This window comes from Sphaerisporangium perillae (assembly GCF_023276435.1).
Lineage (GTDB): Bacteria > Actinomycetota > Actinomycetes > Streptosporangiales > Streptosporangiaceae > Sphaerisporangium > Sphaerisporangium perillae.
In genome coordinates, this window is the sequence record NZ_JALLPO010000012.1 from 119,032 (window position 1) to 135,233 (window position 16,202).

Annotated in this window: 15 protein-coding genes; 8 read left to right on the forward strand and 7 right to left on the reverse strand. The window is 72.4% G+C overall.

The genetic code is table 11. The features are described from left to right. Positions 1-58: 58 nt before the first annotated feature. From MYF83_RS14015 to MYF83_RS14030, 4 genes are read right to left on the reverse strand one after another with little or no spacing between them, the layout of a single operon-like run. Positions 59-697 (reverse strand): hypothetical protein, encoded by a 639-nt coding sequence (locus MYF83_RS14015; RefSeq protein WP_248960733.1) that lies wholly within the window; start codon positions 695-697, stop codon positions 59-61. A gap of 24 nt (positions 698-721) precedes the next feature. Next, positions 722-2,014, reverse strand: a complete 1,293-nt coding sequence (locus MYF83_RS14020) for an ABC transporter permease (protein WP_248960734.1) — start codon at positions 2,012-2,014, stop codon at positions 722-724. A gap of 58 nt (positions 2,015-2,072) precedes the next feature. After that, the gene (locus MYF83_RS14025) at positions 2,073-2,843 is read right to left on the reverse strand and encodes an ABC transporter ATP-binding protein (protein WP_248960735.1); all 771 of its coding nucleotides are present in this window, start codon (positions 2,841-2,843) and stop codon (positions 2,073-2,075) included. Continuing rightward, positions 2,840-4,027, reverse strand: a complete 1,188-nt coding sequence (locus MYF83_RS14030; protein WP_248960736.1) for an efflux RND transporter periplasmic adaptor subunit — start codon at positions 4,025-4,027, stop codon at positions 2,840-2,842. The genes MYF83_RS14025 and MYF83_RS14030 overlap by 4 nt, the downstream gene beginning before the upstream one ends. Before the next feature lie 222 nt (positions 4,028-4,249). Here MYF83_RS14030 and MYF83_RS14035 point away from each other — a divergent pair, with 222 nt between their 5' ends. The 8 genes from MYF83_RS14035 to MYF83_RS14070 all read left to right on the forward strand — a co-directional run bounded on the left by MYF83_RS14035 (position 4,250) and on the right by MYF83_RS14070 (position 12,644). Next, the gene (locus tag MYF83_RS14035; RefSeq protein ID WP_248960737.1) at positions 4,250-6,370 is read left to right on the forward strand and encodes an efflux RND transporter periplasmic adaptor subunit; all 2,121 of its coding nucleotides are present in this window, start codon (positions 4,250-4,252) and stop codon (positions 6,368-6,370) included. Between the two features lie 87 nt (positions 6,371-6,457). Continuing rightward, entirely contained in the window at positions 6,458-6,946 is a 489-nt protein-coding gene (locus MYF83_RS14040; RefSeq protein WP_248960738.1) for a hypothetical protein, read from the forward strand. After that, a complete protein-coding gene (locus MYF83_RS43735) occupies positions 6,943-8,091 on the forward strand; it encodes a peptidoglycan-binding protein (protein WP_248960739.1) in 1,149 nt (382 codons plus the stop codon). Before MYF83_RS14040 ends, MYF83_RS43735 begins: the two co-directional genes overlap by 4 nt. Further along, a complete protein-coding gene (locus tag MYF83_RS14050; protein ID WP_248960740.1) occupies positions 8,088-8,780 on the forward strand; it encodes an ABC transporter ATP-binding protein in 693 nt (230 codons plus the stop codon). The genes MYF83_RS43735 and MYF83_RS14050 overlap by 4 nt, the downstream gene beginning before the upstream one ends. After that, on the forward strand, positions 8,777-9,991 hold the full coding sequence (locus MYF83_RS14055; RefSeq protein WP_248960741.1) for an ABC transporter permease: 1,215 nt from the start codon (positions 8,777-8,779) through the stop codon (positions 9,989-9,991). Before MYF83_RS14050 ends, MYF83_RS14055 begins: the two co-directional genes overlap by 4 nt. 63 nt (positions 9,992-10,054) lie before the next feature. Further along, the gene (locus MYF83_RS14060) at positions 10,055-10,708 is read left to right on the forward strand and encodes a response regulator transcription factor (RefSeq protein ID WP_248960813.1); all 654 of its coding nucleotides are present in this window, start codon (positions 10,055-10,057) and stop codon (positions 10,706-10,708) included. Beyond that, positions 10,705-11,841 carry a sensor histidine kinase gene (locus MYF83_RS14065; protein WP_248960742.1) on the forward strand — a complete coding sequence of 379 codons (1,137 nt, stop codon included), beginning with the start codon at positions 10,705-10,707 and terminating at the stop codon, positions 11,839-11,841. Before MYF83_RS14060 ends, MYF83_RS14065 begins: the two co-directional genes overlap by 4 nt. A gap of 110 nt (positions 11,842-11,951) precedes the next feature. Further along, complete coding sequence (locus MYF83_RS14070) at positions 11,952-12,644, forward strand: ABC transporter ATP-binding protein (protein ID WP_248960743.1); 693 nt, start codon at positions 11,952-11,954, stop codon at positions 12,642-12,644. On the opposite strand, the gene MYF83_RS42680 is transcribed toward MYF83_RS14070, so the two are convergent. From MYF83_RS42680 to lhgD, 3 genes are all read right to left on the reverse strand, one after another. Continuing rightward, positions 12,626-14,155: a sensor histidine kinase gene (locus MYF83_RS42680; protein WP_279339530.1), complete on the reverse strand. Its 1,530-nt coding sequence runs from the start codon at positions 14,153-14,155 to the stop codon at positions 12,626-12,628. The two genes, MYF83_RS14070 and MYF83_RS42680, sit on opposite strands and share 19 nt — an antisense overlap. 80 nt (positions 14,156-14,235) lie before the next feature. After that, entirely contained in the window at positions 14,236-14,937 is a 702-nt protein-coding gene (locus tag MYF83_RS14085; RefSeq protein WP_248960744.1) for a response regulator transcription factor, read from the reverse strand. A 23-nt stretch (positions 14,938-14,960) separates the two neighbouring features. After that, on the reverse strand, positions 14,961-16,145 hold the full coding sequence (lhgD, locus tag MYF83_RS14090; RefSeq protein ID WP_248960745.1) for an L-2-hydroxyglutarate dehydrogenase: 1,185 nt from the start codon (positions 16,143-16,145) through the stop codon (positions 14,961-14,963). Positions 16,146-16,202 lie beyond the last annotated feature (57 nt).

The window sequence follows — 16,202 nt, forward strand, 5'->3', positions numbered from 1 at the left end:
GTCCCCCCTCGGCTTGCCGCCTGCTCGTGCTCCCCCGGCCGGCGTTCCGGGGGACGCATCAGCCACCACCCCGGTTGCCGCCGAAGCCGCTGGTGGCGCCGCCCTGGTTCACCGAGGTCGCGTTGACGGAGCCGTCACTGGCGCGCTCGCCCTGGACGACGGCGGTGCTGCCGGGCTTCAGGTCCTTCAGCTTGCCTTCCTTGCTGACCTGAACCTTGGTGTCGCCCGACGTCTTGACGGTGACGACGCCGCCGCCCGCCGTCTCCAGGTAGATCTTGTCGCCGTCGACGAGCTTGACCGTGCCGACCGTCACGTTGCCGAACGCGCCGCCGGCGGCCTGGCCGGCCCCCTGCCCCTGTCCTTGGCCCTGGCCGGCGCCGGGGTATCCGAGCCGGGCGCCGCCGGTCCGCTGCCCGCCGTAGCCGCCGGCACCGGCACCGGCGAGAAGGCTCTGCCCCGCGGCCGCCCGATCGCCGCTGGAGGAGCCCCATGTCTTATGCGCCTGGATGCCCGCGAGCATGCCGACCACGAGCACCACGCCCGCGCCGAGGACCAGGGTCAGCGTGGACATCCGGCGTCCCTCGGGGCGGGCCGCGAGCTCGGCGTCGAGGTCACCCTCGAACGGCGAGCTGTCCAGCAGATCGTCCGCCGTCACCGGTTCCTCCGTCGCGTACGGCTTGCGCCTGCTCGTACTCATGATTTCTCCTTGGATGGCCGTACGTCACTCGTGCCGCAGCGCCTCGATGGGGCGCAGCTTGGCCGCCCGGTTCGCCGGATAGCTGCCGAAGAACAGCCCGATCGCGACCGAGACGCCGAGGGCCAGAACGATCGAGGTGGGCACGATGACCGGTTGTACGCCGGCGATCGTGAACCTGCTGCCGATCAGCGCGATGGCGACGCCCAGCAGGCCGCCGACCAGGCTGAGCATCGTGGCCTCCGCGAGGAACTGGCCGAGGATCGCGCCGCGCGGCGCGCCGATGGCCTTGCGGATGCCGATCTCGCGGGTCCGCTCGGTGACGGTCACGAGCATGATGTTGGTGATGCCGATGCCGCCGACGAGCAGGCTGATCGCGGCGACGGCGCCGAGGAGCACCGTGAAGGTGCCGGTAGCGGCGCTGACCGTCTCCTGGAGTGTCGCCTGGTTGAGGATCCGGTAGTCGGCGGTGGTGGTTCCGGTGATGCCGTGACGCTGGTCCAGGATCTGCGTGATCTCCGACTGCGCCGCGTCCACCGCGCTCGCGGTCTTGGCCTGGACGATGATCTGGCCGAGGGACCCGAACCCGGTGAGGCTCTGCTGTACGGCGGGCAGCGGCGCGATCGCGACGTCGTCGCCGTCCTGGAAGCCGGACGAACCCGCCTCCTTCAGGACGCCGACCACGGTGAACGGCACGCCGGTGATGCTGATCTGCTTGCCCAGCGGGTCGACGGTGCCGAACAGGTCCTCCGCCACCGTCTGCCCGATCACGATGATCTTCCTGGCGGCCAGCACGTCGTCGTTGACGAAGTACGACCCCTTGGCCACCGGCTTGTTGGACGCCTCGAAGTAGCTCGGGTAGGTGCCGACGAGCTGCTGGATGGAGTGGCTCGCCCCCTGGTACGTCGCCGTCTGGGCCGAGGCGGTGACCACCGGGGACACGCTCTTGACCGAGGGCGCGTTGGTCGTGTCGGCGAGGGCCTTGGCGTCGTCGAGGGTCAGCTCCTTGGCCTGGGTGCGCGGGCCGGTGCCGCCCTGCTGCTGCTGCGCCCCGCCCGCGCCGCCCCCGGCGACCACGCCGCCTCCGCCGCCGCCGCGTCCCCCGCCTCCGCCGCCCGAGAAGGACTGCATGACGGTGAGGGTGTTGGAGCCGAGCCGCTGGATGTTCTGCTGGATGGCCTGCGAGGAGCCCTCACCGACCGCGACCAGCAGGATCACCGCGGCGACTCCGATGAGGATGCCGAGCGTGGTGAGGGCGCTGCGCATCTTGTTGGCCGTCAGGCCGCGTACGGCGAAGCGCAGGACCTCCAAGGCGTTCATCGATCGCTCACCGCTCCTCGCCCGAGTCGCTCCGTGCCCTGATGTTCATGGCGGCTGTTCATGGCCCCACCCTCGAGAGCCTCGGCGGGGGCCCGTCCACGGGCGCCTGGCGGCGGTCCTCGACGATCAGGCCGTCGACCAGGCGGATGACCCGCTTGGCGTGAAGGGCCACGTCGTCCTCGTGAGTGATCAGTACGATCGTGCGTCCCATGTCGCTGAGCCGGTCCAGGATCTGCAGCACGTCGGCGGTCGACTTGGTGTCGAGGTTTCCCGTCGGCTCGTCCGCCAGGAGCAGCGACGGCGCGGTGACCAGGGCTCGGGCGACGGCGACCCGCTGCTGCTGTCCACCGGACAGCTCGTTCGGGTCGTGGTGCGTGCGGTCCGCGAGACCCACCTGGTCCAGCGCCGCGAGCGCCCGCTCGCGGCGCGTGCTCGCGCTCACGCCTCCGTACGCCAGGGGCAGCTCGACGTTCGCCAGCGCGCTCATGCGGGGGATGAGGTTGAACGACTGGAAGACGAAGCCGATCTTCCTGTTGCGCAGGACGGCCAGCTGCCGGTCGTCGAGGGAGCCGACGTCGGTGCCGTCGACGAGATAGCTGCCGGCGCTGGGCACGTCCAGGCAGCCGAGGATGTTCATCAGCGTCGACTTGCCGGACCCGGAGGCTCCCATGATCGCGACGTAGTCGCCGCGCTCGAGGATGAGCGAGACCCCCCGCAGGGCGTGCACCGTGGCGTCGCCGTCGCCGTAGACCTTGGTCACCTGGCGCACGTCCAGGACCGGAGGCGCACCCGCGGGACCGTCTGGCAGTGGACCACCGGGAAGGGTCATCGTCCACCCCCGCCGCCGCCGCCACCGATGCGGATGCCGCCACCGCCGCCGCCGCCGGGGAAGCCGCCGCCCGGGAAGCCGCCCTGCGTGCCGGTACCCGTCCCGGCCGCCGTCGTGCGCACCACCTGGTCGCCCTCTTGGACGCCGGACTTGATCTCGGTCGTCGAGTCGCCCTTGACCCCGATCTCCACGGTCTTGGCGACCTGCTTCCCGTTCACCAGCACGGTGACCGTGTTCTGGCCGCCGGCGGTCCTGACCGCCGAGGTGGGAACCGTCAGGACGTCGTCCGCCTTGGCGACGATGACCTGGACGCTCGTCGTCTGCCCCAGCCGCACCGCCTTCGGCACGTCGGTGAGGGAGACGGTCGCGGCGTACTGGACCACGTTGTTGCTGGTCTGCGCGACCGGGTCGATCAGCGTGACCTTCCCCGACGCGGTGACACCGGGCAACGCGTCGAAGGTGACGGTCGCCGTCTGGCCGGCCTTCAGCTTGGTGACGTCCGACTCGGTGAAGTTACCGACCACCTGGAGCCGCTTGGTGTCGGCGATCTCGATGAAGCCGCTCGAGGATCCCGAGCTCCCAGACGACGAACTCCCCGAACCTCCGGAGGCGGCCGAAGAGCCGGAGGAGCCAGCGGAGCCGGAGGAGCCCGAACTCGCCGACGACGTGCCCGATCCGGAGGACGAGCCGCCGACCGTGCCGTTCACGGCGGTGATCGTGCCGCTGAACGGGGCCTTGATCACGGTGCCGTCGAGCGTCCGCTTGGCGTCCCGATAGGAGTTCCTGGCCTGGACGTACTGCGAGTAGCCCGACGCCGTCGAGGTGTCGCCGTCCTGCGCCGCGGTCAGGCCGGCCGTCGCGGCGTCCAGGCTCTCCTGCGCGGCCGTGTCGTCGATGCGGGCGAGGAGCTGGCCCTTGGTGACCTTGTCACCGCTCTCAACATAGATCTTCTCGACCGTGCCGCTCGTGCTGAAGCCGAGTGACCGGGTCCTGGCGCTCTCCACCGCGCCTGAGGCCGATATCGACGACAGGACGGTGCCTCGGGTGACGGGCGTGGTCGAAGGCGCCACCTCGGCGGAGGAGCCCCCGTTCAGGGAGGCATAGGCCACGCCGGCGCCTCCCAGCAACAGCACCCCGAGGGCACCGTTCACGATCAGCGCTCTGCGCTTCGTCGACAGCTTCACGACCCCTGAGCCTGGACCACCCCGCTTGGGCGAACCTCCGCCGTCCCTGAAGGTTTCCTGAAAGACCGGGACGTTTCCGCCGCCGAAATCATCGCCTGCCCTGCCCGCGCGCGCCTGGAAACTCGAAACCGCAGCTCAGCATGGCCTCCCCCCCCGCCGATACACAGGAAACTCTCAGGCCGGGCTGAGCTGGGAGTGACGTCGGCTGACCAGGATGGCCGCATGAGATCGAGCACTCCGCCTACCGCCGTACGCGTCGGGGGACTCGCCCTTGCCGGAGTCGTCCTCGTGGCGGCCGGCCTGGTCTACCTCGGCGGCGGAGACGCCTCCTCGGGGGCGCGCATCGAACTCGCGTCGGCCAGGCGGGGCACGATCGTGAGCGGTGCCTCGGCCGCGGGCAACACGGTGGACGCCAACACCCGCGACCTGGCCTTCGGCGCCTCGGGCACGGTCGAGAAGGTGTACGTGTCCGTCGGGCAGAAGGTCGCCAAGGGACAGGTGCTGGCCCGCATCGACGACACGCTCGCGCGCGAGGACTACACGGCCGCGAAGGCGTCCCTCGCCGCGGCGGAGGAGACGCGCGACAAGCTGGAGGAGGCCCAGAACGCCCCGTCCGGCGCCTCCGGTGGTTCCGGCGGTTCCGGCACCTCCGGCAGCGGCGCACCCTCGGCCGTCCCCAGCGGCGGCGGCACACCCTCCGCCGTCCCCACCGGCCGCTCGACGGCCCGGCCGTCCGCCGGACCGTCGGCCCAGCCCTCGGCACGGCCGTCCACGCCGGCGCCGACGGGTTCGCCGTCAGGGCGGCCGTCCGCTTCGCCTTCCACCCAGCCGTCGTGCCCGCCGTCGTCCGCCGCCCCCGCGCCTACGGGGAGGCCCGACACCTCGCCCACCTCCGAGCCCAGTGCCGTCCCGAGCATCGGCGTCACCATCACTCCGAACGCGGCCAGGCTGGCGGCGGCGGAGATCCCCGTGGCGGATCCGGCCGACCGGACCGTGGCCGAGGCCGGCGACGGTCCGGCCCCGGCGGATCCCTCCCCGGCACCGAGCTCCGCGCCCGCTCCGAGCCCCTCGGCCACCCCGTCGCCGACCCCCACCCCCACTCCTACGCCCAGTCCCACCGCGACATCGACCTCCACCCCGAAACCCGCGGCGACCGAGCGGGCCGAAGGCGGTACCGGGTCCCGCCGGCCCACCCCGTCGAAGACCGCGCACAAGCCGGCACCGACGAGGACGAAGAGGACGCTCAAGGAGACCGCTCGGCACGCCGCGCCCACGGCGACACCGACGAAGGCCACGCCCGTCGCCTCCCCGTCGCACACGTACACGGCACGGCCCACCGTGAAGCCGACGGCACGGCCCACGGCGCAGCCCACCGTCAAGCCCACGGCGCAGCCCACCGTGAAGCCGACGCCGAGGCCGTCGGGGACGGTCGTCATCGTCGTACCGCCGGCCGGCGGGCCGACCGCCGCCCCCGAGGCGAGCGGGACGCCCACCGCGCGGCCGTCCGCCACCTGTGGCGCGAACGGCGGCCAGACCGGCAAGCCCAGCCCGTCGCCTCAGGGCGGCAAAGGCCAGGGTGGCCAAAGCGGGCAGAACGGCCGTGGCCAGGCCGGTCAGGGGGCGCAGGGCGGCCAGGGAGGCACCCGCGCCGGCCAGGGCGGGCAGGTGACCACCGTGGCGCAGGCCGAGGCGAACGTCAGCAAGGCGACGACGGCGCTGCGGAACGCCGAGGACGCGCTGGCCGGGGTGACCATCAAGGCGCCCGCGAAGGGCACGATCTTGACCGTGTCCGGCACGGTCGGCACGCAGGCCGTCGCTGGGTCGGCGTTCATCACCCTCGGCAACCTGGACGAGCTCCAGGTGAAGGCCATGTTCTCGCAGACGGACGTCGGCCGCCTGAAGGTCGGCCAGCCCGCGTCGGTGTCGCTGGCCACCCGGACCGGGGAGACCTACGACGGCAAGGTAGCCCATATCGACGTCACGGCGACCACCACCAACAAGCTCGTGCAGTACGGCGTGATGATCGCGTTCGACCGCCGACCGAAGGGCCTGCTGCTGGGGCAGACCGCGACCGTCCAGGTCACGCTCGACGAGGCCGAGAACGCCGTGTACGTGCCCGCGCAGGCCGTACGGACCCGGGCGGACGGCGTGGCGACCGTGCTCGTCCGCAACGGCGGGCAGAGCGTCGAGCGGACGGTCGAGCTGGGCGTGCGCGGCGACCAGTACGTCGAGATCCGCTCCGGCCTCTCGGAGGGCGACCAGCTCGAACTGCCGGGCAGCACCACTTCTGGCGACTTCCCGGACGACGCCTTCCCCGGCCTCGCGGCCACCCCTGCCACCTGAGCGCGCGATCCGAAATCATCGGAGATAAAAACCACGTAAGCAAATTCGCTTAACGCATGTTTAATGGGCTCTCGGTATTTGTCTGACATGGCAAACACGAGAATCCGGATCGCCGCTCTGGTCGCGATCCCGCTCATCCTCGGCGCGTGCGGCGGTGACCCGCCGGATGCCGGGGTGGCCTCCGGCGGAAACGGCGCAGGCTCGCCGACCTCCTCCGCCGACCTCGCGAAGTACGCGTCCTGCCTGCGCGAGCACGGCCTCACCGTGGTCGAGAGGGACGACGGGCTGAGCGTCCGCGGCCCCGACCCGCGGACGGGACAGGCCGCGGAGGAGGCCTGCAAGCAATACGCCCCGAACCTTCCGGAGATGCCGGCCGATGAGAAGAAGAAGCTCATGGACCAGGCCCTGAAATTCGCCGTATGCATGCGCGAGCACGGGGTGAACATGCCCGACCCGCAACAAGATGCGAAAGGCGGCATCAAACAGGAATTACCCACAGGGATGGACAAGGACGCGCCGGTCGTGCGGGCGGCGCAGGAGGCGTGCCGGCCCCTCATGATCCAGGAAGCACGGTGAGCCGCAGGACGGTGGTGATGGCCGTGGTGGCGGCGGCCGTCGCGGCCGGTGGAGGGGCGGCGGTGACCGCTCTCACCGGCGGATCCGCCGGACCGTCCAGCGGTGCCACGGCCCAAGGCTCCGCCGAGAGAGGCACCACGGACCAGGGCTCGGCCGGGGCCCGCGCCACGAACCAGGACTCGGCTGGGACCGGCGCGACGGCCGCCCGGGCCGTGCCGGCGACCGCGAAGATCACCCGCTCGGACCTGGTGGACACCAAACGGGTCGGTGGCACGCTCGGCTACCAGGGCCGCCGGGTCCAGCCGAACCATGCGCGCGGCACGGTGACCAGGACGCGCGCCGAGGGGACGGTGGTGCGCCGTGGCGGGTGGCTGTACGAGGTCGACCGGCGCCCCGTCGTCCTCATGTACGGGACGATCCCCGTGTACCGGAGCCTTCGCCCCGGCTCCGGCGGCGCCGATGTCGAGCAGCTCGAGCGCAACCTCGCGGCGCTCGGCTACCCGCCGGGCACCGTCGACGGCGACTTCACCTGGCGGACGGCCAAGGCCGTACGGGAGTGGCAGGACGACAACGGGCTGACCGAGACGGGCTCGGTCGACTCCGCCCAGGTCATCGTGGCCTCAGGACCGCTGCGCGTCGCCCGCGCCACCGCGCTCAAGGGCGATCCCGCCGGGGCGTCGGTCGTCACGACCACCGGCACCCGGCGGACCGTCCACATCGACCTGCAGGCGTCCTACCAGCAGTTCGCCCGGGTGGGCGCGAAGGTGACCGTGGAGCTGCCGGACGGCCGCACGGTCAAGGGCCGGATCTCCTCGGTCGGGGCGACCGCCACCGCCGCCGCCGGCCAGGACGGCGCGGACGGCCAGGCGACGATCGGCGTCGAGACCACCTTGACCGGAAAGCCGGGCCGCCTCGACCAGGCTCCGGTGACCGTCGACCTGCGGACCGAGCGGCACGCGAACGTGCTGTCGGTGCCGGTCGAGGCGCTGCTCGCCCTGCGCGAGGGCGGCTACGGCGTGCGGATCGTGGACGGCGCCACGACCCGTGTGGTCCCGGTCAGGACCGGCCTGTACGCGGTGAGCCGCGTCGAGGTCTCCGGCACCGGCCTCGCCGAGGGCATGAAGGTCGAGGTGCCGGCGATATGACCGCGAACCTGGTGATCGAGCTGACCGGTGTGGCCAAGAAGTACCCGGGCGACGTGCACGCGCTGAGCGGAGTGGATCTGCGGGTGGCGGCCGGGGAACTGGTCGCGATCGCCGGCCCGTCCGGGTCGGGCAAGTCGACCCTGCTGCACATGATCGGCACGCTGGACCGGCCTTCGGCCGGGATGGTGCGGATCGCGGGCTACGACGTGGCCGGGCTGGGCGACCGGGAGCTGTCGGCGCTGCGGGCGCGGCACATCGGGTTCGTGTTCCAGCGGTTCCATCTGGCCGAAGGGGCGCCGGCACTGGACAACGTCGCGGACGGGTTGCTGTACGCCGGGGTGCCGCGGCGCGAGCGCCGTACCAGGGCCGCCGAGGCGCTCACCCGCGTCGGCCTCGGCCACCGGCTGGGACACCCGCCAGGCCGGCTGTCCGGCGGGGAGCGGCAGCGGGTGGCGGTGGCCCGCGCGGTGGTAGGTGAGCCGTCGCTGCTGCTGGCGGACGAGCCGACCGGGAACCTCGACAGCGCGTCGGGAGCCGAGATCGTCTCGATCCTGCGTGAGCTGAACGCCGCGGGCACCACCGTGGCGATCATCACCCACGACGACGGGGTCGCGGACGCCGCGCCCCGCCGGATCCGGCTGCGTGACGGCCACGTCGTCGCCGACGAGGGGAAGGAGCGGCGGGCATGAGTGACCGGGCGGCGGCGTACCGGGGTGACCGGCTGGTTCCGGCGCGGCTGAGCGTGGGGGACGTCGTGCGGGTGGGCGCGGCGGGGCTGCGCACCAGGCCTACGCGGGTGATCCTTTCGGCGCTGGGCATCGCGATCGGCATCGCGACCATGGTGGCGGTGCTGGGCATCTCGTTCTCCAGCCAGGCCCGGCTGCTGCGGCAGCTCGACGAGCTGGGCACGAACATGCTGGCGGTCGTTCCCGGTCAGCAGCTCTTCGGCGGGCAGGCGAAGCTGCCGGAGCGGGCGCCCGCGATGATCCGGGCGATCGGCCCGGTCCGGATGGCGAGCGAGACCGGCGACACCGGGGTGCCGGTCTACCGCAACGACCGCATCCCGAGCACCCGCACCGGCGGCCTGCAGGTTCGCGCCACATCCTTGGACCTGCCGGCGACCCTGCAGACAAGGGTGCGGGCAGGCGTCTGGCTGGACGAGGCGACCGCCGCGCAACGAGCGGTGGTGCTGGGCGCGACGGCCGCCGAGCGGCTGGGCGCGACGGCCGGGGACCCGGTGTGGGTCGCCGGCCAGTGGTGGACGGTGATCGGCGTACTGGAGGAGTCGCCGCTCGCCGAGGAGATCGACGTCTCCGCGCTGGTCGGCTTCCCCGCCGCCGGGTCGGTCCTGCACTTCGACCGGCATCCCACCACGGTCTACACCAGGGTCGCCGACGAGCACATCTCGGACGTGCGGGAGGTGCTGGCGCGCACGGCCAACCCCGAGCATCCGGAGGAGGTCACCGTCACCCGCCCCTCGGACGCGCTGGCGGCGCGGGCGGCGGCCGCCGGGGCGTTCACCAGCCTGCTGCTGGGCATCGGCGGGGTCGCGCTGCTCGTGGGCGGCGTCGGGGTGGCCAACACCATGGTCATCTCGGTGCTGGAGCGGAGGCAGGAGATCGGCCTGCGCCGCTCGCTCGGCGCGACCAGCGGGCAGGTGCGGCTCCAGTTCCTGGCGGAGTCGCTGCTGCTCGCCGGGCTCGGCGGGGCGAGCGGCGCGCTCCTCGGCGCCATCGTCACCTACGGCTACGCGGCGTGGCGGGACCTGCCCATGGTGCTGCCGGCGTGGGCGCTGGGCGGCGGGCTGGCGGCGACGGTGCTGGTGGGCACCGTCGCCGGGATCTACCCGGCGATGCGCGCCGCCCGGATGTCGCCGACGCTGGCCCTTTCCACGGCGTGACATCCCGTTGACGACCGGACGGAGCCTTGGGGCATGGTGGACGATTCCTGGGATCATCGCGACATGCGGGTGCTGATCGTGGAGGACGAACGCGTCCTGGCCGACGTCGTGGCGAGCGGACTGCGCAAGGAGAGGATGGCGGTGGACGTCGTGTACGACGGCGACGCGGCCCTGGAGCGGGCGATGACCAACGACTACGACGTGATCGTGCTCGACCGGGACCTGCCGCTGATCCACGGCGACGAGGTGTGCCGCAGGCTCGCCGCCGAGCGGGTCCCGGCCCGGATCATCATGCTCACCGCGGCGGGCGACCTGCGCTCGAAGGTGGAAGGACTGTCGCTCGGCGCGGACGACTACCTGGCCAAGCCGTTCGACTTCCCCGAACTGGTGGCCCGGTTGCGTGCGCTGGCCCGCCGGGCGCCGGCCCGGGTCCCGCCCATCCTCGAACGGGCCGGCATCACTTTGGACCCGGCGCGGCACGAGGTGTTCAGGGACGGCCACTACGTCGCGCTCAGCCCGAAGGAGTTCGCCGTGCTGGAGGTCCTCCTGCGCGCGGAGGGAGCCGTGGTGAGTGCCGAGGACCTGCTGGAGAAGGCATGGGACGAGAACATCAACTACTTCACCAACTCGGTACGGGTGACCGTCGGGACGCTGCGCAGGAAGCTGGGCCCGCCACCGCTGATCGAGACGGTCACCGGCGCGGGATACCGGCTGTGAACGGGCGGCGCCTGCCGGTCCGATGGCGGCTGACCGTCGTGTACGGGAGCCTGTTCTTCCTTGCGGCGGGCATCCTGGTGATGGTCAACTTCTTCGTCGTCACGCGGATCGTCAGCCGGCCGGTCACGATCGATGGCCGGCCCGTCGGGCTGGACCTGCCGCCGGAGCCCGCGGACCAGGTCCTGTTCCGGCAGGTCGCGGCCAAGGTGAACGCCTACAAGGATCAGGTGATCACCTCGACCGTGGTGTGGTCGATCCTGGCCACGGTGCTCGTCGGGCTGGCCGGGCTCGCCGTCGGCTGGGCCGTCGCCCGGCGCGTGCTGTCGCCCCTGCAGAAGGTCACCGAGACGGCCCGCCGCCTGTCCGACAGCACGCTGCACCGCCGGATCTCCATGGACGGCCCGCGTGACGAGATCAAAGAGCTGGCCGACACCTTCGACTCCATGCTCGAACGGCTCGACCGCGCCTTCGACGGGCAGCGCCGGTTCGTCGCCAACGCCTCGCACGAGCTCAGGACGCCGCTCGCGATCGACCGGGCACTGCTGCAGGTGTCGTTCTCCGATCCGGCGCTCCCGGCGGGGCTGCGGCCGGTACGCGACGAGCTGCTCGCCTCGAACACCCGCCAGGAACGTCTCATCGACGGCCTGCTCACGCTCGCCCACACCGAGCGGGAGCTGACCGACCGTGAACCGGTCGACCTGTCCGACCTCGCCCGCTCCGCCCTCGCCCGCTACCAGGGAATCGCGGCCTACCAGGGCATCGAGACCGACCTCCGGCCCGCTCCGGCCATCGGCGACGCCGTCCTGCTGGAACGGGTGATCGCCAACCTCGCCGACAACGCGGTCAAGTACAACGACGAACGCGGGACCGTGTCCGTGCGCACCGGATCGGACGCGAAGGGGGTGTTCGTCACGGTGGAGAACACCGGCCCGGAGATCGCCCTCGGTTTGGTGCCCCGCCTGTTCGAGCCGTTCCGCCGCCTCGACGGCGACCGCACCGGATCGGCGTCCGGCGCCGGGCTGGGCCTGTCCATCGTGCGCGCGGTCGCCCGCGCGCACGGCGGCACCGCCGAGGCCGTCCCCCGCGACGGCGGTGGCCTGATCGTCACCGCCCGCCTCCCCCAGGACCGCTAACGATCTTTACTCGAGGGTAAAGGCAGGGCAAAGCGGCCATGCGCGGGAGCGGCGGGCGGTCAGCGCCGCAGGTCCCCGGCAGAGCCGGACGCCGGCCCTAAGGAGGCCCGATGTCGGCTGTGATCGCGGCGCGGGATGTCAGGAAGACCTACGGCGACGGGGAGACCGCGGTCGCGGCCCTGCGCGGGGTGTCGCTGACCGTGCGTCCCGGCGAGTACGTCGCCATCATGGGGGCGTCCGGGTCGGGGAAATCCACCTTCATGCACATCCTGGGCTGCCTGGATGTGCCGACGGCGGGGCGCTATCTCATCGACGGAGTGGATGTCGGACGCCTGGACGAGCGCCGGCTGGCCCTCATCAGGAACCGGAAGATCGGGTTCGTGTTCCAGACCTTCAACCTGATCCCGAGGATGTCCGCTCTGGCCAACGTGGAGCTGCCGCTCGCCTACGGCGGCGTGCCCTCCTCCGTACGGCGCAGGCGGGCCCTCGCCGCGCTGGACCTCGTGGGCCTGTCGGACAGGAAGGACCACGAGCCGAACCGGCTGTCCGGCGGCCAGCAGCAGCGCGTCGCGATCGCCCGGGCCCTGGTGACGGCGCCCACGCTGCTGCTCGCCGACGAGCCCACCGGAAACCTCGACAGCCGGGCGACCGCCGAACTGCTAGATGTCTTCGACCGTCTGCACCAGGCGGGGCGGACCATCGTCCTCATCACCCACGAGCAGGACGTCGCCCGGCGCACCGGCCGGGTGATCCGCCTGGTCGACGGCCGCATCGCCGAGGAGGATCACCACTCGTCGCCGTGATCGGGCACGTCGGGCGACAGGGGCAGGACGACCCGGAAGGTGGCGCCGGCTCCCGGTGAGGTCGCCAGGGTCACGGTGCCTCCGTGCGCGGCGACCAGCCCGGCCACGATGGCCAGCCCCAGCCCGCTCCCGCCTGCCATCGCACCGCCCGTTCCCGCACCGGCCGTTCCCGCACCGGCCGTTCCCGTGCCGGCCGGGGCGGTCTCCACCGCGCCGGCGTCGCCGGGCGTGCCGCCCTGACCGGCCGGGACGACGGGGGCCCGGGATCTGGACGGGTCGGCCCGGTAGAAGCGTTCGAAGACGCGCTGCGCCTGGTCCGGCGCGAGCCCGGGGCCCTTGTCCGCCACTTCGAGGAACGCGGTGGCGCCGCCCGCTCCCGCCCGGACCGTGATGGGCGTGCCGGGAGGGGTGTGGGCGAGCGCGTTGCTCATCAGGTTCCCGACGATCTGGCGGAGCCGCGCCTCGTCCCCGGAGACGATCGGGGCCGTCTCGCCGGTCACCTCCAGGGCGATGTCGCGGTCGCCGGCGAGGATGCGCGCCTCCTGGACGGCGTCGGCGGCCAGGGCGAGCAGGTCGACCGAGCTCATCGCGAGCGGCCGCTGCTGGTCCAGGCGCGCGAGCAGAAGCAGGTCCTCGACCAGGACGCCCATGCGGGCGGCGGCGTCCTCGACCCGGCGCATGAGCCGGGCGGGGTCGCCCGCGGGGTTCTGGCGGTAGAACTCGGCGAAGCCGCGGATCGAGGTCAGCGGCGTGCGCAGCTCGTGCGAGGCGTCGGCGATGAAGCGCCGCATGCGTTCCTCGGACGTGCGGGCCGCCGCCTCGGAGATCTCGCGGGCGCGGAAGGCGGTCTCGATCTGGGCGAGCATGCCGTTCAGGGATGCCGCGAGGCTGCCCACCTCGGTGCGCGGGTCGGGGTCGGGCACGCGGCGGCCGAGGTCGCCGGCCGCGATGGCCGCCGCGGTGTGCTCCATCTCCACCAGCGGCCGCAGGCTCCTGCGCACGATCACGACGCCGAAGACTGCGAGGACGACCATGACGAGGCCGCCGCCGAGCAGCTCGGTCAGGGCGAGCCGGGCGGTGATCTGGTTGACCGACGACAGGTCGATCGCGATGACCACGCTCCCTATGCCCGCCACCGAGGCGGCGCTCAGCCGCCATTCCCCGCCCCCCGACTCGGCGGGCACGGTCGCCGGCTGCCACGCGGACGTGGCGAGGTCCGGCAGCACGGGACCGGGCAGGTGCTCGGCCTCCAGCCCGGCGAGCGTGGCGACGAGCCGGCCGTCGAGGTCGCGAAGCTGGATGAGCCCGTCGGGGGGCACCCGGTTGCCGAGGCCGGGGCCGCCGCCCAGGCCGGGGCCGCCGCCCAGGCCTGGGCCGCGTTCCAGGCGTCGCGCGACGTCCTGCGCGAACGCGGCGAGCTGCTGGTCGACCCGGTCGACGAGGTAGCCGCGGAGCACCGACACGCTGCCCGCGCCGATGCCCGCGAGCGCGATGGCGACGAGCGCGAGCATCGTGGCGATCAGCTTGATCCGCAGCGGAGTCCGCGCGAAGAGGGACGCCAGGGCCGCTCGCCTGCCCGCGAGAAGGGAGCTCACGAAGGAGGGGTGCGCAGGACGTAGCCGACGCCGCGAAGAGTGTGGATCAACCGGGGGCTGGTGTTGTCGATCTTCCTGCGCAGCACGGACACGTATGACTCGACGATCCCGGCGTCACCGCGGAAGTCGTAGTCCCACACGTGGTCGAGGATCTGCGCCTTGGACAGCACCCGTCCGGCGTTCGCCATGAAGTAGCGGAGCAGTTTGAACTCCGTGGGCGACAGCGGGATGACCGTGCCCCGCCGCCACACCTCGTGGCTCTCCTCGTCCAGCTCGATGTCGGCGAAGGTCATCCGGGGCGGCGGGGCCGTCGGGTCGCCGGCGGTGCGGCGCAGCACCGCGCGGATGCGCGCGATCACCTCTTCGAGGCTGAACGGCTTGGTCACGTAGTCGTCCCCGCCGAGGGTGAGCCCTCTGATCTTGTCCTCGGTGGCGTCCCTGGCCGTGAGGAAGACCACCGGGGTGTGGGTCCCCCCGCCCCGCAGGCGCCGTACCACGTCGAACCCGTCCATGTCGGGCAGCATGACGTCGAGGACGATGAGATCCGGACGGCGGCGCTGCGCCGCCTCCACCGCGTCGGCTCCGCTCGCGGCCGGAGTCACCGTGAATCCGGCGAACCGCAGGCTGGCGGCCAGCAACTCAAGGATGTTCGGATCGTCCTCGACGACCAGCAGTCGGGCTTCAGGCGAATCGGTCACGTACCTATAGTGGCCTCTTCATCTTAAGCCAGGATGAAAGAAACGACGTGCCGGGCGATCGCCATGCTGGAAGTGGCGGCGGGGGAAGGGGCGTTGCGCACGAGGATCACCCGGCCGTGGACGTCCACGACGAAGTCGTCGACCAGGCTCCCGTCCCGGCCGACGGCCTGAGCCCGCACTCCCCCGGAGGTCCGCACGAGGTCCTGCGCCGCCAGGCTCGGCACGTAGCGGCGGGCGGCCTTGAGGAAGGCGCTCTTGGCGAGCGAGCCGTAGACCTCGGCGATGCCGGTCCTCCAGTGCGCGGCGGCCATCCGGCGGGTTCCGGGCCAGGTGAGAATGTCGCGCAGGTCGCGCAACGAGACCTGGCCCCAGGAATAGCCCTCGAGCGCGAGCGCGAGCACGGCGTTCGGCCCGACGAGCACCTCGCCGTCGATGCGGCGGGTCAGGTGCACGCCGAGGAAGGGGTAGCGGGGGTCGGGCACCGGGTAGAGGAGCCCGCGGACGAGATCCTTCGCGGCCCCGGCCAGCTTGTAGTACTCGCCGCGGAAGGGGACGATGCGCACATCTCCGGCGCGCCCGCTCATCGCGGCGACGGCGTCGGAGCCGAGGCCCGCGCAGGACACCAGCCGGTCGAAGGCCAGCCGGGTCCGCCCCGCCAGCACCTCCACGCCGCTCGCGGTCTCGCGCATCGCGCGCACGGGATGCCCGAGGCGTACGGAGCCGCCGGACTCGGTGACGTCCAGGGCCAGGCGGCGCGCGACGGCGGGGAAGTCGACGATCGCCGTGTGCGGGGAATGAACGGCGCCGACGCCGACGGCGTGCGGCTCGATCTCGCGCAACCCCAGGGCGTCCAGCTCGGCGATGCCCGGCACGCCGTTCTCCTTGGCCCGGGCGGCGATGCGCCGGAGCCCGGCGCGCTCCGCCGCCGTGGAGGCGATGACGAGCTTGCCCACCTCTTCGTACGGAATGTGATGTTCCGCGCAGTACTCCCGCAGGAGCGCGACGCCGTCGCGGCAGAGCTTGGCCTTGAGCGAGCCGGGCGTGTAGTAGATGCCCGCGTGGACGACTCCGCTATTGTGGCCGGTCTGGTGAGCGGCGACGCGGTCCTCCTTGTCCAGGACGGTGACCGTGGCACCGCGCGCGGCCAGCTCGCGGGCCACCGCCAATCCCACGATGCCCGCGCCGACGACCCCGATTCGCTGACTCACAGGGCGATATCTTCCTCGGTTTGCCTAGAGCGCGCCACACTGGCCGGCATCAGACCC